The 24,075-nt window shown below is 63.9% G+C and carries 18 protein-coding genes and 1 riboswitch; of the genes, 15 read left to right on the forward strand and 3 right to left on the reverse strand.

The features are described from left to right. Positions 1-88: 88 nt before the first annotated feature. From AB1286_RS13815 to ugpQ, 10 genes are all read left to right on the forward strand, one after another. Entirely contained in the window at positions 89-877 is a 789-nt protein-coding gene (locus tag AB1286_RS13815) for a hypothetical protein (RefSeq protein ID WP_430363796.1), read from the forward strand. After that, positions 874-2,523, forward strand: a complete 1,650-nt coding sequence (locus AB1286_RS13820) for a type IV pilus secretin PilQ (RefSeq protein ID WP_430363797.1) — start codon at positions 874-876, stop codon at positions 2,521-2,523. Before AB1286_RS13815 ends, AB1286_RS13820 begins: the two co-directional genes overlap by 4 nt. A gap of 151 nt (positions 2,524-2,674) precedes the next feature. Beyond that, positions 2,675-3,181, forward strand: coding sequence for a shikimate kinase (locus tag AB1286_RS13825; RefSeq protein WP_430365062.1), 507 nt, complete (start codon positions 2,675-2,677; stop codon positions 3,179-3,181). Continuing rightward, positions 3,178-4,254 (forward strand): 3-dehydroquinate synthase, encoded by a 1,077-nt coding sequence (gene aroB, locus AB1286_RS13830; protein ID WP_430363798.1) that lies wholly within the window; start codon positions 3,178-3,180, stop codon positions 4,252-4,254. The genes AB1286_RS13825 and aroB overlap by 4 nt, the downstream gene beginning before the upstream one ends. A gap of 108 nt (positions 4,255-4,362) precedes the next feature. Then, the gene (locus AB1286_RS13835; protein WP_430365063.1) at positions 4,363-5,526 is read left to right on the forward strand and encodes a deoxyguanosinetriphosphate triphosphohydrolase; all 1,164 of its coding nucleotides are present in this window, start codon (positions 4,363-4,365) and stop codon (positions 5,524-5,526) included. A gap of 88 nt (positions 5,527-5,614) precedes the next feature. Beyond that, positions 5,615-6,946 (forward strand): sn-glycerol-3-phosphate ABC transporter substrate-binding protein UgpB, encoded by a 1,332-nt coding sequence (ugpB, locus tag AB1286_RS13840; RefSeq protein ID WP_430363799.1) that lies wholly within the window; start codon positions 5,615-5,617, stop codon positions 6,944-6,946. A gap of 230 nt (positions 6,947-7,176) precedes the next feature. Beyond that, complete coding sequence (gene ugpA / locus AB1286_RS13845) at positions 7,177-8,061, forward strand: sn-glycerol-3-phosphate ABC transporter permease UgpA (RefSeq protein WP_430363800.1); 885 nt, start codon at positions 7,177-7,179, stop codon at positions 8,059-8,061. Beyond that, positions 8,058-8,903, forward strand: coding sequence for a sn-glycerol-3-phosphate ABC transporter permease UgpE (ugpE, locus tag AB1286_RS13850; protein ID WP_430363801.1), 846 nt, complete (start codon positions 8,058-8,060; stop codon positions 8,901-8,903). Before ugpA ends, ugpE begins: the two co-directional genes overlap by 4 nt. 19 nt (positions 8,904-8,922) lie before the next feature. Beyond that, the gene (locus AB1286_RS13855; protein ID WP_430363802.1) at positions 8,923-10,008 is read left to right on the forward strand and encodes a sn-glycerol-3-phosphate import ATP-binding protein UgpC; all 1,086 of its coding nucleotides are present in this window, start codon (positions 8,923-8,925) and stop codon (positions 10,006-10,008) included. Between the two features lie 10 nt (positions 10,009-10,018). Beyond that, a complete protein-coding gene (gene ugpQ, locus AB1286_RS13860; RefSeq protein ID WP_430363803.1) occupies positions 10,019-10,813 on the forward strand; it encodes a glycerophosphodiester phosphodiesterase in 795 nt (264 codons plus the stop codon). A 58-nt stretch (positions 10,814-10,871) separates the two neighbouring features. On the opposite strand, the gene AB1286_RS13865 is transcribed toward ugpQ, so the two are convergent. Beyond that, the gene (locus AB1286_RS13865) at positions 10,872-11,249 is read right to left on the reverse strand and encodes a DUF883 family protein (RefSeq protein ID WP_430363804.1); all 378 of its coding nucleotides are present in this window, start codon (positions 11,247-11,249) and stop codon (positions 10,872-10,874) included. A gap of 319 nt (positions 11,250-11,568) precedes the next feature. Then, on the reverse strand, positions 11,569-12,291 hold the full coding sequence (locus AB1286_RS13870; protein ID WP_430363805.1) for an OmpW/AlkL family protein: 723 nt from the start codon (positions 12,289-12,291) through the stop codon (positions 11,569-11,571). A gap of 187 nt (positions 12,292-12,478) precedes the next feature. Here AB1286_RS13870 and AB1286_RS13875 point away from each other — a divergent pair, with 187 nt between their 5' ends. The 4 genes from AB1286_RS13875 to thpR all read left to right on the forward strand — a co-directional run bounded on the left by AB1286_RS13875 (position 12,479) and on the right by thpR (position 20,467). Next, entirely contained in the window at positions 12,479-13,201 is a 723-nt protein-coding gene (locus AB1286_RS13875) for a transposase (protein ID WP_430363806.1), read from the forward strand. Between the two features lie 369 nt (positions 13,202-13,570). Further along, entirely contained in the window at positions 13,571-18,271 is a 4,701-nt protein-coding gene (locus tag AB1286_RS13880; RefSeq protein ID WP_430363807.1) for a glutamate synthase-related protein, read from the forward strand. A 158-nt stretch (positions 18,272-18,429) separates the two neighbouring features. Further along, positions 18,430-19,896, forward strand: coding sequence for a glutamate synthase subunit beta (locus AB1286_RS13885; RefSeq protein ID WP_430363808.1), 1,467 nt, complete (start codon positions 18,430-18,432; stop codon positions 19,894-19,896). A gap of 4 nt (positions 19,897-19,900) precedes the next feature. After that, on the forward strand, positions 19,901-20,467 hold the full coding sequence (thpR, locus tag AB1286_RS13890) for an RNA 2',3'-cyclic phosphodiesterase (protein ID WP_430363809.1): 567 nt from the start codon (positions 19,901-19,903) through the stop codon (positions 20,465-20,467). Between the two features lie 68 nt (positions 20,468-20,535). Here the strand turns inward: thpR and AB1286_RS13895 are convergent, their stop codons facing one another. Then, positions 20,536-22,299, reverse strand: a complete 1,764-nt coding sequence (locus tag AB1286_RS13895; RefSeq protein ID WP_430363810.1) for an ABC transporter ATP-binding protein/permease — start codon at positions 22,297-22,299, stop codon at positions 20,536-20,538. A 325-nt stretch (positions 22,300-22,624) separates the two neighbouring features. Continuing rightward, a riboswitch (TPP riboswitch) is annotated at positions 22,625-22,757 on the forward strand. A 136-nt stretch (positions 22,758-22,893) separates the two neighbouring features. On the opposite strand from AB1286_RS13895, the gene AB1286_RS13900 reads away from it, so the two are divergent. Further along, positions 22,894-24,066 carry an FAD-dependent oxidoreductase gene (locus tag AB1286_RS13900; protein ID WP_430363811.1) on the forward strand — a complete coding sequence of 391 codons (1,173 nt, stop codon included), beginning with the start codon at positions 22,894-22,896 and terminating at the stop codon, positions 24,064-24,066. The last annotated feature ends 9 nt before the right edge of the window (positions 24,067-24,075 follow it).

Raw genomic sequence — 24,075 nt, forward strand, 5'->3', positions numbered from 1 at the left:
TCGCCGAATCCGGTACGCCTTCTCGTATGGGCGCCGGACGCGTCGCCTGCGGTGTCCGCCCCGGCGATGGGGCGCAAGGCGGCGGTTGATGGCGTGCACGGCGGTGGCATCGGGCTCGTTCGCGCTCGTTACGTATGCCTGGCGCGCATTCGATGCGGATCGCCGGGCAACGGAGGCGTCGGCGCTCGAGGCGCTGGAGCTGCGCTTGCAGGAGAGCCGAACCAAGCTTGTTCGCTTGCCGGCGATGCGCCGCAGCGTGAACGAGCAGCCCGCGGCGGCTCGGGAGCCGACCCGCGCGATCGGCGCCGAATGGCATGCCCTCGCCGAGCTGGCGTCTCAAGCAGGCGTATCGCTGCGTACGCTCGCGCCCGCGGCGGCGGGAGAGGCCGCGCGCGCGGCGAAGACGAGCGGCGCGGTGCGGACGTTGCGCGTCGACGGCCAAGCCGATTTCGCGGGGTTGTACGCGTTTTTCATGGGGCTGTCGTCACTGCCGATGCTCGTTGTGCCCGAGGCCGTCGATATCAAGCATGACAAAGGCAGCCTTGCGTTGGGCGCAACGCTGGGCGTATTCGATATGCCGCCGTCGGCGGCCCCGAAATCCACACTTGCGCAAGCGAGCCGGCCGATCGCGGACCCGTTCACGGGGGGGGACTCCGCCATCGGCTCTGCTGTATCCGCTGGGCGGTTGGTCGGCATCGTGCGCGACGACAGGCGAGCGCTGGCGCTGTTCGAGGCGGCAAGCGGGGCTGACGCGATCGCCGCGGTGCCGGGGCAGACGGTTGGAGCCGACCGGCTCGTGTCGATCGATACGATGGGTGTCACGGTAGCGAGCAACGGGCAAACGCGTCGAGTCGCCATGTCGAGGGACGGGCGATGAACCGGTATTGCAAAACCGCCCGCGCGTGCTTTGTCGTTGCGCTTTCGTCGGCGTTGCTTGCGGCCTCGCTTTGGGCGGCGAATGCGTTGGCGGACGTCGCTCCGCTACCGCCGTTGCCGGCCGCGATGGACGAGATCCGAGCCTCCGGTCTCGCGGCATCGTCTTGGCCGAGCGTCGGCGAGCCGCCGCTGGATCCTGACATGATGCCGGGGCAGTTGGACGAGAACGATGAGCCGTTTGACGGCGGCGATTCGACGGCCGGGCCCGCGATCGGCGCGCTTGCGGAAACTGCGGGCGAGCGAAGCGTGCCGCCGAGCCGGGCATCCGATCCGGGGCCGACGCTCGAGGGCCCGCCCGTGCCGCTGGCCCCGGCGCAACGAATGAGCGACGGCGCACGCGAGCGCGGGGCCGAGAAAGCGGAGGACGACAAGCCGATCTCGATGCGCTTCAAGCATGCGGAGGTCGCGGATGTGCTCGACGCGTTTTCGCGTTTCACGGGTTTGAACATCGTCGCGAGCGAGCGTGTACGCGGGCGCGTTTCGCTGAGCTTAACCGAGGTGCCTTGGCGCGCCGCCTTCGATACGCTGCTCGACGCGCAGGGTCTGGCGATGTCGCGGCGAGGCAACGTCATCTGGGTGGCGCCGCTTGCCGAACTCGCCGCGCGCGAGCGGCAACGCTTCGAGACGCACGCCCGCGCGGCGGATCTCGAGCCGCTCGCGAGCCGAACGTTCGCGCTCAGCTACCCCCGCGCCGACGAGGTGCAGCGGCTGCTGACGGCGCCGGGCACGCAGCGCGTGTTGTCCAAGCGGGGCGTGGCGATGGCCGATGCGCGCACGAATCTGCTGTTCGTGACCGATTTGAAGGCACGGTTGGAGCAAGTTGCCGAACTGATCGATACGATCGATCAGCCGAACCGCCAGGTGCTGATCGAAGCGCGCATCGTGGAAGGCGAGCGCGGCTTTTCTCGCGAGTTGGGCGCGCGCCTATCGCTGCGCTCGGCCGCGGGCGACGCGTCCGATGCGGGGGCGATGGCGCGAGGGCTCGCGGCCGGTGCCGAAGGCCGAATCCACGATCTGGCGGCCCGGGCGATCGCCGGTTTCGAAGCCGCCACGGCCGGGCTCACGTTGTTTGCGGCGGGGGCGACGCGCCTAGTCACGGCCGAGTTGTCCGCGCTCGAGGCGCAAGGGCGCGGCCAGATCGTGTCAAGCCCGCGCGTGGTCACCGCCGATCGGACGAAAGCGCTCGTCGAACAGGGGACCGAGCTTCCTTATCAGGCGAAGGTGCGCAACGGCGTTACGGGCGTGCAGTTTCGCCGCGCGAGCCTGAAGCTGGAGGTCGAGCCTCGCATCACGCCGCGCGGGCGCGTGATCCTCGATCTCGATATTGCCAAAGATAGCGTCGGCAAAGCGACCGCCGGTGGGCCCGCGATCGATACGAAGCATGTGCGCACGCGCGTGGAGGTGGAGGACGGCGGGACGGTCTCGATCGGCGGCATTTACGAGAGCCAGGATCGCGACGATGTGACGCGCGTTCCACTGTTGGGCAAAATACCGCTAATCGGGGCGCTTTTTCGTCACCGGGCGGTGCGCGAGCAACGCAGCGAACTCGTCGTTTTCATTACCCCGAGGATTGTGCCGATCGATTGAACGGCACGCCTGGCGAGGCCGCGCGCCCCGGCTGCCGGGCTCGACAAGGCGGCGGCTTTGCCAGTAAGCTGCGCCACGAACCATAGCCGATTGAACAGAGGATACCTTGCAAGAGCGGGGCGCCAACACCAACATATTTTTCGTGGGGCTCATGGGAGCGGGTAAGACGACCGTCGGCCGCGCCGTGGCTCGCCGGCTGGGTAGGCCGTTCTTCGATAGCGATCACGAAATCGAGGCGCGTACGGGCGCCCGCATCCCCGTCATCTTCGAACTCGAAGGCGAGGCCGGGTTTCGCGAGCGCGAGGCGCAAGTCATCGCCGAACTTGCCACGCGCGACGCGATCGTGCTCGCAACAGGCGGCGGCGCGGTGTTGCGTCCGGAAAATCGCACGATTTTGCGCGAACACGGTCTCGTCATTTACCTTCGAGCCAATCCGCACGACCTCTGGCTGCGCACGCGCAAGGACAAGAACCGGCCGCTGCTGCAAACCGAGGATCCGAAGGCCAAGCTCGAGGCGCTGTACAACGAGCGCGATCCGCTCTATCGCGAATGCGCGCATTTCATCGTCGAAACCGGGCGGCCGTCCGTCAATGGGCTCGTCAACATGGTGCTCATGCAACTCGAGCTGGCCGGCATCACCAAACAGACACAGTCATGATTACCGTCAACGTCGAACTCGGCGACCGTTCCTACCCGATTCGCATCGGTGCCGATTTGATCGGTCAAACCGAGTTGTTCGCGCCGCATATCGCCGGCTCCTCGATTACGATCGTGACCAACGAAACGGTCGAGCCGCTCTACGGCGAGGCACTGCGCACCGCGCTCGCCCCGCTCGGCAAGCAAGTCTCGACCGTGGTCTTGCCTGATGGCGAAGCATTCAAGAATTGGGAAACGCTGAACGCCATTTTCGACGCGTTGCTCGGCGGGCAAGCCGATCGAAAGACGACGCTGATTGCACTGGGCGGCGGCGTGATCGGCGACATGACGGGGTTCGCGGCGGCCTCTTACATGCGCGGGGTGCCTTTCATTCAAGTTCCTACGACGCTGCTTTCGCAGGTGGATTCGTCGGTGGGCGGCAAGACGGGCATCAATCACCCGCTCGGCAAGAATATGATCGGCGCGTTTTACCAACCGCAAGCCGTGATCGCCGATATCGCGACGATGCGTACGCTGCCCGAGCGTGAACTCGCCGCCGGCCTCGCCGAGATCATCAAGACGGCGGCGATCGCGGATGCCGCGTTCTTCGAGTGGCTCGAACACAACATCGAGGCGCTCAATCGCCGCGAACCGGCCGCGCTCATGCATGCCGTTAAGCGCTCATGCGAAGTGAAGGCGTCGGTTGTCGCGGCCGACGAACGCGAGGGCGGTCTGCGGGCGATTCTCAACTTCGGCCATACGTTCGGTCATGCGATCGAAGCGGGGCTCGGATACGGCGAATGGCTGCACGGCGAGGCGGTCGGATGCGGCATGGTCATGGCGGCCGATCTGTCGGTCCGCCTCGGGCTGCTCGACGAAGCGGTGCGCGGGCGGCTCGTCTCGGTCATCGGCGCGGCACGTTTGCCCACGCGCGCACCTGCGCTCGGCGATACGCGCTATATCGAGCTGATGAAGGTCGATAAGAAGGCCGAAGCGGGCACGATCAAGTTCATCTTGCTCAAAAAGCTCGGCGAAACGCTCATCACCGATGTGCCCGAGCCGGCATTGCGGGCGACGCTCGCCGCATGCCTTTGAGCCACGAGTTGCCGACGCGCTGCTTAGCGTGCATGCGGGAGGGAAACGATGAGCGCAGGGGCTGACCGGACACGACCATCTGCGGCGCGCGACGCGTCGGACGGCGAGGTGCGCTCCGCACTCGCCGAGCCGCCGACACTTGCGATGCTCGAGGCGCATCTTGCGCCCTATGCCGCGCATTCGGCCACGTCGCGCGGGCGTCGATTCCCGGAACCGCCGCCCTCGGCACGCACCGAATTTCAACGCGACCGCGATCGGATCGTCCATTCGACGGCTTTTAGGCGGCTCGAATACAAGACGCAGGTATTCGTCAATCACGAAGGCGATCTGTTTCGCACGCGCCTCACGCATAGCCTCGAGGTTGCACAGATCGCCCGATCGGTGGCGCGCAATCTGCGCTTGAACGAAGATCTCGTCGAAGCCATTTCGCTTGCGCACGATTTAGGCCATACGCCGTTCGGTCATGCCGGGCAGGATGCGCTGAACGAATGCATGCGCGGGCACGGCGGCTTCGAACACAATTTGCAAAGCCTTGCCGTCGTCGACGAACTCGAGGAACACTACGGCGGCTTCAATGGGCTGAACCTCTGCTTCGAAACGCGCGAGGGCATCTTGAAGCACTGCTCGCGCGAGAACGCACTGAAGCTCGGCGATCTCGGCGAGCGCTTCCTGTCGGGCAAACGCCCGTCGCTCGAGGCGCAAATCGCCAACATCGCGGACGAAATCGCCTATAACAATCACGATGTCGACGACGGGCTGCGCTCCGGCCTATTGACGATCGAGCAACTCGCCGGGGTCGAGTTGTGGCAGACCCATTACGAGCAGGCTCAGCGCGAGTACACACGGCTCGACGGGCGCCGAATGGTCCACGAGACGGTACGCCGGATGATCAATACGCTGATCGTCGATCTGATCGAAACGACACGGGGTAACCTAGCGGCCCACACCCCGGCATCGCTCGATGCGGTGCGATCGGCGCCGCTGCTCGTGGCGCACAGCAGCCCGATTGCGGCGCAGGCGACCGAACTTAAGCAATTTTTGCTCAAGAACCTGTACCGGCATTACCGGGTGATGCGCATGGCGAGCAAGGCCCAGCGCGTCATTCGCGGATTGTTCGATGCGTTTAGCGAGGATCCGCGCCTGCTGCCTCCGGCGTACTTCGCTCGCGACGAGGCGGCGCAGCCGCGCCTGATCGCCCATTACATCGCGGGCATGACGGATCGCTACGCGCTCAAAGAGTATCAACGATTGTTTGTCATCAACGATAACTAGAATGACGCCCGGCCGGGGCGCGCGATGCTGCGCGTCCCGCGTTCGGGGCGATGATTGGTTTGGCGAGGGTTTACCTTAGGAGAACTAAATGAAAAAGGGTTGCAAGACGGTGGTTCGTTCGCTCGTGCTCGGCGCAGCGCTGCTTGCCGGGGTGAGTCATGCGGCATTGGCCGCGACGGAAATCCAATTCTGGCACGCGATGGAGGCCGCGCTCGGCGAGCGTTTGACCGACATCGCCAACGATTTCAACAAGTCGCAAAGCGACTACAAGATCGTCCCGGTCTTCAAGGGATCGTACGATCAAACGCTTGCGGCCGGTATCGCAGCGTATCGCAGCGGCAATGCGCCCGCGATCTTGCAAGTCTACGAAGTGGGCACGGCCACGATGATGGCGGCAAAGAAGGCGGTCCTGCCCGTGACGGACGTATTCAAACAGGCGGGCGTGCCGCTCGATCAAAAGGCATTCGTGCCGACCATCGCGAGCTACTACACCGATGCGAAAACCGGTGAACTCGTGGCCATGCCGTTCAATAGTTCCACGCCTGTTTTGTACTACAACAAGGATGCCTTCAAGAAGGCGGGCCTCGATCCCAATCAGCCCCCGAAGACCTGGGCCGAGGTGCACGCCGATGCGGTCAAGCTCAAGGCCTCGGGCCTGTCCTGCGGTTTCACCACGGGCTGGCAAGGGTGGATTCAGCTCGAAAACTACAGCGCCTGGCACGGGCTGCCGTTCGCGACGGAAAACAACGGATTCGATGGCCTCGATGCGAAGCTCGAATTCAATCAACCGCAGCAGATCGCCCATATCCAATTCCTGCAAGATATGGCTAAGGACGGTTCCTTCACCTACGTCGGTCGTAAGGATGAGGCGGTCTCGAAGTTCTATAGCGGCGACTGCGGAATCTTGACGAACTCGTCGGGCTCGCTGGCTACGATCCGGAAATACGCGAAGTTCGATTTCGGCACCGGCGTGATGCCGTACGACGCGAGCGTGAAGGGCGCGCCGCAAAACGCGATCATCGGCGGCGCGAGCTTGTGGGTGCTCTCGGGCAAGGATCCGAACGTCTACAAGGGTGTCGCCAAGTTCCTTTCTTACGTCACGTCGCCGGCCGTGGCCGCTAAGTGGCACGAGGATACGGGTTACTTGCCCGTGACGACGGCGGCGTACGACCTCGCGCGCAGCCAAGGCTTCTATGCGAAGAACCCGGGCGCGGATACGGCGATCAAGCAGATGATGAACAAGCCGCCGCTGCCGTACACGAAGGGCCTGCGCTTGGGCAACATGCCGCAGATTCGAACGGTAGTCGATGAGGAACTGGAGCAGGTCTGGGCGAGCAAGAAGACGCCGAAAGCTGCGCTCGATTCGGCCGTCGACCGCGGCAACGAACTCTTGCGACGCTTCCAGCAATCGGCCCAGTGACGGATGAGCGCGCGGGCCGGGTATATCAGCCGAGCGTTGCAATGCCCTGCGTTGCTACGCCCGGCGTAGTGATGCTCGGCGTAGCAACGCCAGCGGCATCGGCGCGGCCGGCGCGATTGACATCGGTCTAATTTTTTCGATCTGCCGCCTCGCCGTTTTCGGGGGCTTCGCCGTCGCTTGCATTGGGTCATGCGATGGCGCGAGCCGCGGCACCGACTGACTCATCGTCCATGCACGAACGTTCCCGTTTCGCTCCGAGCGCATTGCCTTATCTGCTCGTTGCGCCGCAACTCGCCATCACCGGGTTGTTCTTTCTTTGGCCCGCCGGGGTCGCGCTTTGGCAATCGACGCAAACTCAAGATGCGTTCGGTACCTCGAGCGACTTCGTCGGATTCGCGAATTTCGCCCATCTGTTTGCCGATCCGCTGTATTTGGACTCGTTCAAGACGACGCTCGTCTTTAGCGCGCTCGTGACGGTCTGCGGCCTCGTGGTCGCACTGCTGCTGGCCGGATGCGCCGATCGCGTGACGAGAGGCGCGAAGCTTTATCGCACGCTCTTGATTTGGCCATATGCGGTCGCGCCCGCGATCGCAGCGGTCCTTTGGTCGTTTCTGTTCAATCCGAGTATCGGCATCGTGACGTATGCGCTCGCGAAGGGCGGCATCGTTTGGAACCATGCGCTGAACGGCACGCAGGCGATGACGCTCGTCGTGCTCGCCTCGGTCTGGAAGCAGGTCAGCTACAACTTTCTGTTCTTCTACGCCGGGTTGCAGGCGATTCCGCGTTCGTTGATCGAGGCCGCGGCCATCGACGGCGCGGGGCCCGTGCGGCGCTTCTTCGGTATCGCGTTGCCGCTGCTGTCGCCGACCACCTTCTTCTTGCTCGTCGTCAACGTGGTCTATGCATTCTTCGATACGTTTCCCGTCATCGATGCTGCGACGGGCGGCGGGCCGGCGCAAGCCACGAAGACGTTGATCTATAAGATTTTCGCGGAAGGCTTTCAAGGCCTCGACATCGGTAGCTCGGGCGCGCAATCGGTCGTGCTGATGCTGATCGTCGTGGGCTTGACGGTGGTTCAGTTCCGCTTCATCGAACGCAAGGTGCAATACTCATGATCGAAAATCGTAGGGGCTTCGATCTCTTTTGCCATGCCGTATTGATCGCGGGCGTGGCGCTCGTGGCGTTTCCCGTCTATGTCGCGTTTTGCGCCGCGACGATGAGCGAGCACGAAGTCTTCACCGTACCGCTCTCCCTCGTGCCGAGCACGCATTTGCTCGACAACGTCGCCGCCGTCTGGTCGCATGGCTCGGGCAACGCGGCGAGTCCGTTCGGCCGCATGCTGCTGAACAGCCTCGTGATGGCGCTCGCGATCTCCGTCGGCAAGATCGCGGTCTCGATCATCTCGGCCTACGCCATCGTGTTTTTTCGCTTCCCGTTGCGCAACACGGCGTTCTGGCTGATTTTCATCACGCTGATGTTGCCTGTGGAAGTGCGGATCTTCCCGACTGTGCAGGTCGTATCGTCGATGCATCTGACCAACACCTATGCGGGGCTGACGCTGCCGCTGATCGCCTCGGCGACGGCGACGTTCTTGTTTCGGCAGTTCTTCATGACGCTTCCCGACGAACTCGTGGAAGCCGCGCGCATCGACGGCGCGGGCGCGTTGCGCTTTTTCTACGACATCGTGCTGCCGTTGTCGAAGACGAACATCGCAGCGCTTTTCGTCATTACGTTCATCTACGGCTGGAATCAGTATTTGTGGCCGATCCTGATCACGAACGAGCAGTCGCTCACGACGGCCGTGGTCGGTATCAAGACGATGATCGCAAGCGGGGATACCGCAACCGAATGGCACCTCGTCATGGCGGCGACGCTGCTCGCCATGCTGCCGCCGCTCGTCGTCGTGCTGGCGATGCAGCGTTGGTTCGTGCGCGGGCTCGTGGACGCGGAAAAATAATTTTGAGGGATCATTGAGTATGTCAGGCTTGACTCTACGGGCCGTGCGCAAGACGTACGACGGCAAGCAATTCGTGTTGCATGGGATCGACGTCGACGTGCGCGACGGTGAGTTCGTCGTGCTGGTCGGGCCGTCCGGATGCGGGAAGTCGACGCTGTTGCGGATGGTCGCCGGGCTCGAAAGCGTCTCGGAAGGCGAGATCGAGATCGGCGGGCGCGTCGTCAACCGGCTTGAGCCGAAGGACCGCGATATCGCGATGGTGTTTCAAAACTACGCGCTCTATCCGCATATGAGCGTGAAGGAAAACATGTCTTACGGGCTGAAGATCCGCGGCATCGCTCGGGAGACGATCGAGACGCGCGTAGCGGCAGCCGCGAAGATTCTCGAGTTGGAGCCGTTGCTCGCGCGCCGGCCGCGCGAGCTCTCGGGCGGTCAGCGCCAGCGGGTGGCGATGGGACGCGCGATCGTGCGTGAGCCGTCCGTGTTTTTGTTCGACGAGCCGCTTTCGAATCTCGATGCGAAACTGCGCGTGCAGATGCGGCTGGAAATCGCGCGGCTGCATGCCCGGCTTGGGACGACCAGCCTTTACGTGACGCACGATCAGATCGAAGCAATGACGTTGGCCCAACGCGTGATCGTCATGAATCGCGGATACGCCGAACAGATCGGCGCGCCGACCGAAGTCTACGAACGGCCGGCTACGGTCTTCGTCGCGAGCTTCATCGGCTCGCCCGCGATGAATCTGCTCTCCGGCACACTGAGCGCGGACGGCACAACCTTCGACGTGGCCGGCGGCGGTCCCAGCCTTTCGGTCGCGGGCGCGCCCGGGGTGGGCCGCGAGATCGCCGGTGGGCGCGAATGGATCCTCGGTATCCGCCCCGAGCATATGACGCCTCGAACCGGTTGCGCGCGGGAGCCGCTCGTTGCCGAATCGTGCGAATTGCTCGGCGCGGATAATCTCGTTCATGGCCGCTGGGGTTCGCACGACGTCACCGTGCGCCTGGCGCACGCCGATCGACCGCGGAGCGGCGAGGTGGTGCAGGCCGCATTGCCGCTCGAACATTTGCATTTTTTCGACCCGGCTTCGGGCAAACGGGCGTTTTGAACGGAAGAACATGACCATAAGGCACGACAACCCGATCTCGGCAGCTCGTCTCTCGAACTGGCCGTACCCACGCATCGTTGCTCATCGCGGCGGCGGTTCGCTCGCGCCCGAGAATACGCTTGCGGCCATCGATACCGGTGCGGCGTTAGGACTCCAAATGATCGAGTTCGATGCGAAGCTGTCGAGCGACGACGTTGTGTTCTTGCTACACGACGATACGGTCGAGCGCACCTCGAACGGACGTGGGGCGGCGGCGAACATGCCTTACGCGGAACTTGCGGCGCTCGACGCCGGAAGCTGGTTCGATGGGCGTTTCGGCGGCGAGCGCATGCCGACGCTCGCGCAAGTGTATGAGCGGTGCATGGCGCACGGTCTGGCTGCCAATATCGAAATCAAGCCTTGCCCGGGCCGTGAGACGCCGACAGGAAGGCTCGTGGCGCAAGAAGCCGCTCGCTTGTGGGCGAACTGCGATGCGGCGCAATCGCCATTGCCGCTCTTGTCCTCGTTCTCGTTCGACGCCCTTCAAGCCGCGCGCGATGCGCAGCCTGAACTGCCGCGTGGTCTACTCTTCGGCGCGGTGCCGGCGGATTGGCGCGCACAGACCGACGCGCTTGCCTGCGTGTCGCTGCATGCGAATCATCGTGGCCTCGACGCGCAGCTCGTTGGCGAGATCAAAGCGGCGGGCCTGTTCATCCTGGCGTACACCGTGAACGACCCCGAACGCGCACGAACGCTCGCGCAATGGGGCGTCGACGCAATCTGTACCGACCGCATCGATCTCATCGGGCCTAACTTTTTGGCATGACCGGCGCGGCGCGCCCGCCTTCACAGGCGTGGCCGCTTGTGCCTCGCGCCGGCCGCGATCAGCGGCTGCGCGCGAGCAGCCAACCCGTCAGCAGCGCAACGCCGCCGACGACGGCCATCGTCTCCCATGGGTTCTCGCGAATGTAGCCTTGCGCGTCGCTTAGCGTAGCCGCCGCACGATCGCGCAACGTATCGCGCGCACCGTCGAGCCTTGCGCGCGCCGCGTCGAGGCGTTTTCTCATCTGCTCGCGCAAGACGGCGGCATCGGCTTGGGTGCCGTCGCCGAGCGTTTGTTCCAACTCCGAGAGCAGCTCGCGCATCTCGACGCCGATATCCTCGGCTGCGTGCCGGCTGTGCCTTGCGATCCGGCGTGCATGCCGGCCAGCACTATTCCATGATGTTTCGAGTGCGTCTCGCGTATTCGGTAGGGCGGTCATGGTCGCTCCGTCAGTGATTAATAACGGGATGAACGAACCCGCGAATCCGATGCGGGGAAGGCTTACCGAGCCGCAACTTCGGTGCCTGATCGTATTGGAGCGCGTATCCGAGCGGCCCGCGCCGTCGGACCGGCAGCGCCGACGCGTGCCGAGTTACCGGTCTGCAACGACCTGTGGGCGCGATGCGCGAGATCGATCCGATAGATGGGACGAGACACGGACAGAAGTGGTAGCGGCGCGCTTTTGTAATGGTTGAAATTACAACGCCGCCCTATCGGGGCGGCGTCGGATAGGCGCGCAGCGAATTTCGTCCTAGGCTTTAGAAGGCGTAGCCGACCTTCGCGAACGTCACGATCGGGTTGAGCCTGATCTTTGCTTGCGTGTGATCTGACAAGCCGAACGGACCGATGTTCGTCGTCGAGAAGTCGGCCGTCACGCTCACCGGGATGTAGGAAATCGACAGGCCGGCGAACCAATGTTTGTTGAACGAATAGTTGAAACCGGCGTTGAATACAGGCGCCCAGGAACGATCCGTCGAAACGGAGGTCGGACCATGCAGTTCGTTTTGGACGAAGTCGCCGTTGGTGATCTGGGCATTCGTGAACCACACGCGCGTCACGCCAAGGCCGACATACGGGCGGAACTTGTCCGTGGGCTTCATGAAGTTCCACTTGAACAACAGAGCCGGGCTCCACAGCTTGGCGCTGCCGAGTTTGCCGTATTGGCCGAATCTGTCGGCGCCATCGATGTCGAACTTCGGCGGGATCCCGAGTTCCAACTCCGTGGAGATGTGGTCGGTGATGAAGTAGCCGACGCTCAGGCCGAGCGTGTCGGAGTTGTCGATTCTCGCGCCGGTGTTCGGCTGATACTGGTTGACGGTCTGGCCGGCGAAGCTCATCAGCTCGAGGTTATCGCTACCGCTTTGAGGCGCGAAGTGAAACCACCCGGACGTCACGTAAAAAGTCCCGGCCGTTTGGGCATGTGCTGCTTGTGCGCAAGCAAGCGCCACCACGGCCCCTGTAATGGCCTGTTTTAATTTCATCTATGTGCTCCTCCATGAAAGGCCCGCCTATTATGAGTAGAAGGTTTGAAACAAACCAAGCGCGCATGCTAGAGCATTCTCCCTAAGCTGCGCATATGTTCTGTCGAAGCCGCGCGCGTCTTCGCAAACGCTCGAAGAATCGCAATGTCTCTTCGGGTAATTACCAACGTACTAAACGGAATCCAGCATGGCACGGCTCGCACGTCTTTACGTTCCGAAACAGCCGCAGCACGTCATCCTGCGCGGACTCGATCAGCAGCCCGCCTTCGTCGACGAGCAGGATTACGAGCTTTTCGTCGATTGCTTGAAAGCCGCCTCGCGCGATCACCACCTCGACATTCACGCCTATGTCCTCATGCCGGGCGCGGTGCAGCTACTCGTCACGCCCAGCGACGAGACGAGCTTGCCGAAAGCGATGCAGGCGGTGGGTAGACGCTACGTCGCTCACTTCAATCGCCGGTATGCGCGGCGCGGCACGCTCTGGGAAGGGCGCTACCGCGCAACCGTCATCGAGGGCGAACGCTATTTTCTGCTCGCGAGCCGGGTCATTGAGCTATGCCCGGTGAGGGCGCAACTCGTCGGCGCCGCCGAGGACTACCGGTGGTCGAGCTATCGACATCACATCGGGCTGACCGTCGATAGCCTCGTGACCGATCATCCGCTTTATTGGTCGCTCGGCAACACGCCGTTCGAACGCCAGCGTGCATACAAGGAGCTGTGCGAGCAGCCCCTCGACGAGCGCGAAGCCAACGAATTGCAGCAGGCCACGCTCAAAGGGTGGGTACTCGGCGGCGACTCGTACCGAGAATGGGCAGCGCGGGCGGCGAACCGTCGCGTTTCGCCTTTGCCGCGAGGCCGGCCCAAGAAGGTGCGGGAAAACCCGCAAACGCCGCAAACGTCGCAACAGTAGCGCGGCGGCGCGAGGCCGGAGGAGTCCCTCTCCGGCCAGCAGCGCTCGGGCGGTGCAAGACGACACCCCAGGGTGTCGTTTTTGTTTGCCCCATTTTGATACGGCCCTAATAAATAGGCACCAATTCGATGCATCTGTTTTATTGGTGTCAGATCATCATGTTTTGTTTGCTATTCAATTGATTCGTCGCGTATATTCCGATTTCCGGCGAGTCTCCTGTCATAAGCAGAACCCGCCACGCGGCGCCTCCCCACCCCCGGTCCTCCGCGACAAGTGCAGCGTTTCACGCCACCGGCGCCAGCCGGGTGGCGAATCCGCACGAATCCCCATGCGAACGGCCGCTATGGCCTCTGATAGACGGTGTCCCCCATGAACGACCAACAACCGATCCGATCGGTCCCCGCCGCCCAAGGTCTGTATGACCCGAGCAACGAACACGACGCCTGCGGCGTCGGTTTTGTCGCTCACATAAAGGGCCAGAAGAGCCACGACATCGTTCAACAAGGCTTGAAGATTCTGGAGAACCTCGACCACCGGGGCGCCGTCGGTGCCGATCCGTTGATGGGCGATGGCGCCGGTATCTTGATTCAGATTCCGGACGCGTTCTATCGCGAGGAAATGGCGCGCCAAGGGGTGACGCTGCCGCCGTCCGGCGAGTACGGCGTGGGGATGATCTTCCTGCCCAAGGAACATGCGTCGCGCCTGGCCTGCGAGCAGGAACTCGAGCGCACGGTCAAGGCAGAAGGGCAGGTGGTGCTCGGTTGGCGCGATGTGCCCGTCGACCATGCGATGCCGATTTCCCCGGCCGTGAAGGCCACGGAGCCCGTGATCCGCCAGATCTTCATCGGCCGCGGGCGCGACATCATGGTGACCGATGCGCTGGAACGCAAGCTGTACGTTATCCGCAAGACGGCGAGCCACCGGATCCAGGCGCTGAAGCTCAAGCACGGCAAGGAGTACTTCGTGCCGTCGATGTCGGCGCGTACGGTCGTCTACAAGGGGCTGCTCTTGGCCGGGCAAGTGGGCGTGTACTACCGCGACTTGCAAGACGAACGCGTGGTGTCGGCGCTCGCGCTCGTGCACCAGCGTTTCTCGACGAACACGTTCCCCGCCTGGGAACTGGCTCACCCGTACCGGATGATCGCTCACAACGGCGAAATCAACACGGTGAAGGGCAACGTCAATTGGCTGAACGCGCGCACCGGTGCGATCGCGAGCGCCGTGCTCGGCGAGGATCTGCCGAAGCTGTGGCCGCTGATCTATCCGGGCCAATCCGATACGGCTTCGTTCGACAACTGCCTCGAGCTGCTCGTGATGGCGGGCTACCCGCTCGTGCACGCGGTCATGATGATGATTCCCGAAGCGTGGGAGCAGCACACGCTGATGGACGAGAACCGCCGCGCGTTTTACGAATACCACGCCGCGATGATGGAGCCGTGGGACGGCCCCGCCGCGATCGCCTTCACCGACGGCCGTCAGATCGGCGCGACGCTCGACCGTAACGGACTGCGTCCCGCACGCTACATCATCACCGACGACGACCTCGTCATCATGGCGTCGGAATCCGGCGTGCTGCCGATTCCCGAGTCGAAGATCGTCAAGAAGTGGCGCTTGCAGCCGGGCAAGATGTTCCTCATCGATATGGAACACGGCCGCATCATCGGCGACAAGGAACTGAAGGACAATCTCGCCAACGCGAAGCCGTACAAGAGCTGGATCGACGCCGTGCGCATCAAGCTCGACGAGATCGAGCCGAACGCGCAAGACGTCGCGACGGAGCGGCGCGAGGCCGCGGCCTTGCTCGATCGCCAGCAGGCGTTCGGCTATACGCAGGAAGACCTCAAGTTCTTGATGGCGCCGATGGCGCTGCAAGGCGAGGAAGCGATCGGCTCGATGGGCAACGATTCGCCGCTCGCCGTCATGTCGAACAAGAACAAGACGCTCTATCACTACTTCAAGCAGCTTTTCGCGCAGGTCACGAACCCGCCGATCGATCCGATCCGCGAGAACATGGTGATGTCGCTCGTTTCGTTCGTCGGCCCGAAGCCGAACCTGCTCGACACGAACAACATCAACCCGCCGATGCGGCTCGAAGTGTCGCAGCCGGTGCTCGATTTCAAGGACATCGCGAAAATCCGCGCCATCGATCAGTACACGGGCGGCAAGTTCAGCTCTTATGAGCTCAACATCTGCTATCCGGTGGCTTGGGGCAAGGAAGGGATCGAGGCGCGGCTCGCGTCGCTGTGCGCCGAAGCCGTCGATGCGGTCAAGTCCGGCTACAACATGCTGATCGTGTCCGATCGTCGCACGGATCGCGATAACGTCGCCATTCCGGCGCTGCTCGCCACCGCCGCGATCCACACGCATCTCGTGTCGCAAGGGCTGCGCACGAGCACGGGTCTCGTCGTCGAGACGGGGTCGGCGCGCGAGGTGCATCACTTCGCTTTGCTGGCCGGCTACGGCGCCGAAGCCGTCCATCCGTATCTCGCGATGGAAACGCTTGCGCAGATGGCGCAGGGCTTGAAGGGTGACCTCTCGTCCGAGAAGGCCGTCTACAACTTCACGAAGGCGGTCGGCAAGGGGCTGCAAAAGGTCATGTCCAAGATGGGCATCTCGACCTACATGTCCTACACGGGCGCGCAGATTTTCGAAGCGGTCGGCCTGGCCGGCGATTTGGTCGAAAAGTACTTCAAGGGCACCGCGTCCAAGGTCGGTGGCATCGGCCTGTTCGACGTGGCCGAAGAGGCGATTCGCCTGCATCGCGAGGCGTTCGGCGATAACCCGGTCCTCGCGAACATGCTCGACGCGGGCGGCGAGTACGCCTATCGCGTGCGCGGCGAAGACCATATGTGGACGCCCGACGCGATCGCCAAGCTGCAACATTCGACGCGCAGCAACTCGTATCAGACGTACAAGGAGTACGCGCATCTGATCAACGACCAGACGCGCCGTCATATGACGTTCCGCGGACTGTTCGAGTTCAAGGTCGAACCGACGAAGGCCATCCCGCTCGACGAAGTCGAGTCGGCCAAGGACATCGTGAAGCGTTTCGCGACCGGGGCGATGTCACTCGGCTCGATCAGCACCGAAGCGCATGCCACGCTTGCGATCGCGATGAACCGGATCGGCGGCAAGTCGAACACGGGCGAGGGCGGCGAGGACGAAATGCGCTATCGCAACGAGTTGCGCGGCATCCCGATCAAGAACGGCGACACGCTCGCCTCCGTGATCGGCAGCGAAGTCGTGCGCGACATTGCGCTGAAAGACGGCGATTCGCTGCGCTCGAAGATCAAGCAGGTTGCATCGGGCCGCTTCGGCGTGACGGCCGAGTATCTGGCGTCGGCCGATCAGATCCAGATCAAGATGGCGCAAGGCGCGAAGCCCGGCGAAGGCGGGCAACTGCCTGGGCATAAGGTGTCCGAATACATCGGCAAGCTGCGTTACTCGGTGCCCGGCGTGGGCCTCATTTCGCCGCCGCCGCACCACGACATCTATTCGATCGAGGACTTGGCGCAGCTCATTCACGATCTGAAGAACGTCAACCCGGTATCGAGCATCTCCGTGAAGCTCGTGTCGGAAGTCGGCGTCGGTACGGTGGCCGCGGGTGTCGCGAAGGCCAAGGCCGATCACGTCGTGATCGCCGGCCATGACGGCGGCACCGGCGCATCGCCGCTGTCGTCGGTCAAGCATGCGGGCACGCCGTGGGAACTCGGCCTGGCCGAAACCCAGCAAACGCTCGTGCTGAACCGCCTGCGCGGCCGTATTCGCGTGCAAGCCGACGGTCAAATGAAGACGGGCCGCGACGTCGTGATCGGCGCGCTGCTCGGCGCCGACGAGTTCGGCTTCGCGACGGCGCCGCTCGTCGTCGAAGGCTGCATCATGATGCGCAAGTGCCATCTGAATACGTGCCCGGTCGGCGTCGCCACGCAAGATCCGGTGCTGCGCGCGAAGTTCCAAGGCCAGCCCGAGCACGTGGTCAACTACTTCTTCTTCGTCGCCGAGGAAGTGCGCGAAATCATGGCGCAACTCGGCATCCGCAAGTTCGAGGATCTCATCGGCCGTTCGGATCTGCTCGATATGAAGAAGGGAGTCGAGCATTGGAAGGCGAAGGGGCTCGATTTCACGAACATTTTCTACCAGCCGAAGGTCGCGAGCGAAGTCGCGCGCAAGCATGTCGAAGAGCAGGACCACGGTCTTGCCCGGGCGCTCGATCACACGCTGATCGAAAAAGCGCGCGCGGCAATCGAAAGCGGCGAGCACGTCTCGTTCATTCAGCCGGTGCGCAACGTGAACCGCAGCGTGGGCGCGATGCTCTCGGGCGTGATCGCGAAGAAGCACGGCCACGACGGGCTGCCCGACGACTCGATCCACATCCAGCTGAAGGGAACGGCGGGCCAGAGCTTCGGCGCATTCCTCGCGCGCGGCGTGACGCTCGATCTCGTCGGCGACGGCAACGACTATGTCGGCAAGGGGCTCTCGGGCGGACGCATCATCATTCGCCCGACGAACGACTTCCGCGGCAAGTCGGAGGAAAACATCATCTGCGGCAATACGGTGATGTACGGGGCGCTCGAAGGCGAAGCGTATCTGCGCGGCGTGGCCGGCGAACGCTTCTGCGTGCGTAACTCGGGGGCGAGCGCCGTCGTCGAGGGTACGGGCGATCACGGCTGCGAGTACATGACGGGCGGTACCGTCGTCGTGCTCGGCGAGACCGGCCGCAACTTCGCCGCGGGCATGTCGGGCGGCGTCGCCTTCATCTACGACGCCGACGGCACGTTCGCGAGCAAGTGCAACAAGGCGATGGTTGCGCTCGAGCCGGTGCTGCAACAGGCCGAGCAGGAACGCACGATCGATCGCGGGCTGTGGCACGCGGGCGAGACCGACGAAGCGTTGCTCAAGGGTCTCGTCGAGCGGCACTTCCAGTTCACCGGTTCGCCGCGCGCGAAAGCGTTGCTCGAGAACTGGGATGCGTCGCGCCGTCAGTTCGTCAAGGTCTTCCCGACCGAGTACAAGCGCGCGCTCGGCGAGCTAGCCGCGAAAAAGGCGGCCAAGGAGGCGATGGCCGCGTGAGCGACCGACGCACTCGATACGGGCGCATTTAGCGTGCGCCCCCAATAAGACCCGAGCGGCCGGCGAAGACGGCCGCGCGCCTCGATCCCGATCGAGCCGAGCGCGCGGCCCTCGCCGGCCCACCCCGATACCGACGATTTTGGAAAGAAGAGCACCCTATGGGCAAGGCAACCGGTTTTCTCGAGTTTGAGCGCCGCCACGAGCAATACGAAGCCCCGCTTGCGCGCGTGAAGCACTACAAGGAGTTCGTGCTCGCACTCTCCGACGACGACGCGAAAGTGCAAGGCGCGCGTTGTATGGATTGCGGCATCCCGTTTTGCAACAACGGCTGCCCCGTCAACAACATCATTCCCGATTTCAACGACCTCGTTTATCACCAAGATTGGCAGCGTGCGATCGAGGTCCTGCATTCGACGAACAACTTCCCCGAATTCACGGGCCGCATTTGCCCCGCGCCGTGCGAGGCGGCTTGTACGCTGGGGATCAACGCGGAGCCGGTCGGCATCAAATCGATCGAGCACGCGATCATCGATAAGGCGTGGAGTCAAGGCTGGGTGCTGCCCCAGCCGCCCAAGAAGAAAACGGGCAAGAAGGTCGCCGTGGTCGGCTCCGGTCCCGCGGGTCTCGCGGCCGCGCAGCAACTTGCGCGCGCCGGTCACGAGGTGACGGTGTTCGAGAAGAACGACCGCGTCGGCGGGCTGTTGCGTTACGGCATCCCCGACTTCAAGCTCGAAAAGTGGCTGATCGATCGCCGCATGCGCCAGATGGAGGCCGAGGGCGTCACGTTCCGCACGAACGTCTTCATCGGTCAGGAACCGCTTGCTGCCCATATCGGCAACACGGCCAAGGAAACGATCACGCCCGAGACGCTCAAGGAGCAATTCGACGCGGTGGTGATCGCGGGCGGCGCCGAGACGCCGCGCGATCTGCCGGTGCCCGGGCGCGATCTGGCCGGCGTGCATTACGCCATGGAGTTCTTGCCGCAACAGAACAAGGTGAATGCCGGCGATAAGCTCGCCGATCAGATGCTTGCGAAGGGCAAGCACGTCATCGTGATCGGCGGCGGCGATACCGGGTCCGATTGCGTGGGGACGTCCAACCGGCACGGCGCCAAGAGCGTGACGCAGTTCGAGCTCTTGCCCCAGCCGCCCGAAGAAGAGAACAAGCCGCTCGTCTGGCCGTACTGGCCGGTCAAGCTGCGGACGTCTTCCTCGCACGAGGAAGGGTGCAGCCGCGATTGGTCGGTCGCGACCAAGCGCTTCGAAGGCAAGAACGGCAAGGTCGAGAAGCTGATCGCGGCGCGCGTCGAATGGAAGGACGGCAAGATGCAGGAAGTACCGGGTTCGGAGTTCGAGATGAAGGCCGACCTCGTGCTGCTGGCGATGGGCTTCACGCAGCCGGCCGCACCGGTGCTCGACGCGTTCCGCGTCGACAAGGATGCGCGCGGCAACGTGCGGGCATCGACGGAAGGCGAGCGCGCCTATTACACGTCGGTCGACAAGGTGTTCGCGGCGGGCGATATGCGCCGCGGCCAATCGCTTGTCGTTTGGGCGATCCGAGAAGGCCGTCAATGCGCACGCACCGTCGATGCGTACTTGATGGGTAGCTCGGAGTTGCCGCGCTGATCGTATGATGGAGCGCGAGGCCGTCGATGACGATTGGCATCGCTGCTTCATCGCGCTCGTGCCCGATGCGGCCACGCGCGATGCGCTGGCCGCGTTGCCGATCGGCGCAGGCGCGCGGCGTGTGCCGCTCGATCAGCTCCATATGACGTTGGCGTTTCTCGGCAGCGTCGCGCCGAAACAGGGCGCAGCGCTCGCCCGCGACTTAAGTTCGGTCGTGGCGCCGCTGCCGCGACAGCGTGCCGAACCGAGCGAGTATTGGCCTAACGCCGCGCATCCGCGGCTCGTCGTCGTGCCGTTCGGCGCCGAGAACGGGTTGGCCGGCTTCGAGGCGCGCGTACGCGAACTCCTCGCCGGGCTCGGTTTGCCGGTCGACACCCATCGCCCTTTTCGTCCTCACATCACGCTTGCCCGTTTCGCGCGCTCGGTCCGGCCGGCGCGCGAAAGCGTCGTCGGCGGCGCCATGCTCGAGGCCACTCCCCGTTTCGACACGCTCACGCTCTACTCGAGCACGCTCGCTCGGCACGGCGCGCGCTATCGCTCGCTTGCCTGCGCGGCCGTGCCGCCGGCCTGAAGCGCGGCACGGTCTTTCCATTGCGGTGCATGGCACTCTCGAGCCGCGCGGCCCGGATGGCGTGTTCCCTAGGCGGCTGCGCGCTCGTCCGCTCGCGAGATGTCGAGCACATGCTCGTGCATCGCGGCCACCGATTCGCGGTGAGCGACGCTCACGAGCGCCGTGTTCGGCAGACGATCGGCCAGCAACCGATAGATGTGCGATTCGTTGCCCGGATCGAGGGCGCTCGTCGCTTCGTCGAGGAATAGCAGGTCGGGCTTGTGCAGCAGCACGCGCGCGGCGGCCAATCGCTGTTGCTCGCCCGGCGAGAGCACGCGCGTCCAATGCGCCGATTCGGCCAGACGCTGGACGTAGCCCTCGAGCCGGCATGCGCGCAACGCGTCCGCACAGGCTTCGTCGGTAAACGTATCGGCCGGCGATGGGTAAGTGAGGGCCGCCTTGAGCGTGCCGATCGGCAGATAGCTTTGCTGAGGGACGAACATCGTGCGGGCGCCGACGGGCGCATCGATCGCGCCGTCGCCGAACGGCCACAAGCCGGCGAACGCGCGCAGCAGCGTGCTCTTGCCCGCGCCCGACGCGCCGCGTATGAGCCAGCGCGATCCCGGTTTGACGGTGATGTCGGGGATCGAGGCGAGGGGGGTACCGTTGGGTAGCGCCAAGCGCAAGCCGCGCGTCGTCAGCGTTTCCGCATCGACGTAATGTAAGTTGAGGCCGCCGTGCTCGGTGGCCGGCGATACCGATTCGCGCAGATGCGTGCTGTGGATTACGCGGCTGAATTCGCGCAGACGGTTGACCGTAGCGCGCCATTCGACGAGCGACGAGTAATTGTTGATGAACCAGGAGAATGAGCCGCTGACGGTGCCGAACGCATCGGCGATCTGCATCAATACGCCGAACGTGAAGGCGCCGGCGAAATAGCGCGGAGAGGCCACGAGCGTCGGAAAGATGATCGCCGCCTGGCCGTAAAAGATCGATGCGAAATTCAGGCGGCGGGTGTACTTCATCACGCGCCACCAGTTATCGCGAATCCGCGCGAAGACGCCGAGCGCATTGCCTTCTTCGGTCCGCATACCGTCGTACAGTGCGATCTGCTCGGCATTTTCGCGCAGGCGGATCAGCCCGAAACGGAAATCGGCCTCGACGCGCTGTTGCTGGTAGGTGATCGAAACGAGCGGGTGGCCCACCTTGTGAATCAGGTACGAGCCGCCGATCGCGTAGATCGCCGCCGCCCAGACCATGTAGCCCGGAATGTTCCAGGTCGATCCGCCAAGGTGGAGCGTCAGGGGACCGGCGATGCGCCATAGGATCAGGATGAACGAGAACAGCGTGACGACCGTCGATAGGATGCCGAGCGAGAGTGCGAGCGTGTTCGAGGCGAACGATTGCAGATCGTCGGTAATCCGTTGGTCGGGGTTGTCGGCCAGCCGGTCGCGTTCGATGCGATAAAAGGCGCGTTCGCCGAGCCACTCGCGCAAGAACCGGTTCGTCAGCCACTGGCGCCAGCGAAACTCGAGCATCTGCCGTAGATAGACGCGGTAGACGGCCAGCGAGACGAATACGAAGGCCACAACCGTGAACAAAATGATCTGACGCCAGAACTGCGGGACGTCCTTGGATACGAGCGCGTTGTTGAATGTCGCCGACCACTGGTTGAACCAGACGTTGATCCCGACGATGATCAGATTGATCGCGACGATCGACAGCAGCAGGCCCCAGGCCGCTTTCCAATCCTCCGATACCCAGTACGGCTTGATGAGTCCCCAGGCCGTGGCGGACACCGGGGTTGCGGACGAATCTTCACGCTCGGGGACGGGAGTGAGGGACGCAGTCATATGTATTCCGAACGGTGTTTCCGAATCAGTTGCGCGGCTTCACGGCGCTCGCTTTGCCTCTTGCAATGCCACGCGGGGCGTATCGCCGCGGATTGTTGCGCCGGCCTCTTAAACGAGACTTAACGGGCGCAGCCGGCATCGGCCTGCGCGCAAACGAGCAGACCGTATGCCGGGGCGGCTTCGCATGCCGCGCCGGCCATTGTGCCAGAGCGCGCCGAGGCGATCTTTACCGCGCGGCCGAAGCCGTGAAAAAAAGGGAGCGTTCATGCGGCTGCGTCACTGTGTCCGGTTTGCTGGGGCTTAGGCTTTTATGGTCTAATTGCCCACGACGAAACAGGGGTGCTTTGCGCGTTTCAGGTGGTGAGTGCGGCAGGTTTGCCGTACGTGCGCGAGGCTGAGAGAGACCCTTCGCACCCGATCCGGATAATACCGGCGCGGGAAGTTTCGGGAACGCTTTGCGTGGGACGCCGCTTGCCGGCCGTCCATCCCCGCCGGGCCGCGTCCGCTTTGCGTGAGCGCTGCGCCCGGCCGGCCCCACCGGCCGGTTTCGTCCTGATGTACGCGCGTTTTGCGCCGTACGCAAAGGATGATCCGATGATCGCTCAATCTTCAGTCGTTTCGGCGGGCACGTTGCCCGATTTCGCCGTGCTCGGCGGCGGCCTATGCGGCCGGCTCGTCGCTTGGCAACTCGCCGGCGCGGGCCACAGCGTGGCGCTCTACGAGCGCGGTGACGCGGCCGGCTCGTCTTCCGCGGCCTGGGTTGCGGCTGCCATGCTCGCTCCGCTCGCCGAAGCGGCCGTCGCCGAACCGCTCATCGTCGAGTTGGGCGCCGCTTCGCTCGAAGCGTGGCCTCAGATCATTGCCCAACTGCCCAAACCCGTTTTCTTCCAACGCAACGGCACGCTCGTCGTTTGGCACCATGGCGATCGCGCGGAGGCCTCGCTGTTCGAGCGGCGCGTGCGCGCCAACGCCCCAGCCGCGCTGCTGGCCGATGGCGGCCTCGAACGTATCGACGGCGCGGCGCTCTCGGCCGCCGAGCCGGCGCTGGCCGGACGCTTCGCGACCGGTTGGCTGATGCCGCGCGAGGGGCAACTCGACAACCGCCAAGTGTTGCGGGCGCTTGCGGCCGGCCTTGCCGAGCGGGGCGTGGCGACGCATTGGATGACCGCCGTCGCCGACGATGCGCGTCCGCGCGCCCGTGTGACGATCGACTGCCGCGGACTTGGCGCCAAACCGGTCCTGCCTTCGCTGCGCGGCATTCGCGGCGAGGTGGCGCGCGTGAAGGCGCCCGGCATCGGGCTTACGCGTCCCGTGCGGCTGCTTCATCCGCGCTATCCGATCTATTTGGCGCCGAAAGAGGACGACGTGTATGTCGTGGGCGCGACGGAAATCGAGGGCGAGGATATGTCCCCCGTCAGCGTGCGTTCGGCGCTCGAATTGCTGAGTGCCGCGTTTGCCGTTCATCCCGGGTTCGGCGAAGCGCGGATCCTCGAGCTGGGCACGCAGTGCCGTCCGACGCTGCCCGACCATCGCCCCTCCATTTCGTGGGACGGCGCGCAAACGCTAACCGTGAATGGGTTGTACCGTCATGGTTATATGATTGCGCCCGAAGTTTCGCGCTGCGCCGCGGACCTCGCTTGCGCACTGCTCACGGGGCAGGTGGCGGATATCGACGCTTTCGGCGCCCTGCGCGATGCCTCCCGGTGGGGGCCGATGCTCCATTGCCCCGAGCCGCACGCGCCTCATGCACCGGTCGTCGGCGCGTGAAGAAACGAT

It is taken from the genome of Trinickia sp. NRRL B-1857, from assembly GCF_050470685.1.
Classification (GTDB): domain Bacteria; phylum Pseudomonadota; class Gammaproteobacteria; order Burkholderiales; family Burkholderiaceae; genus Trinickia.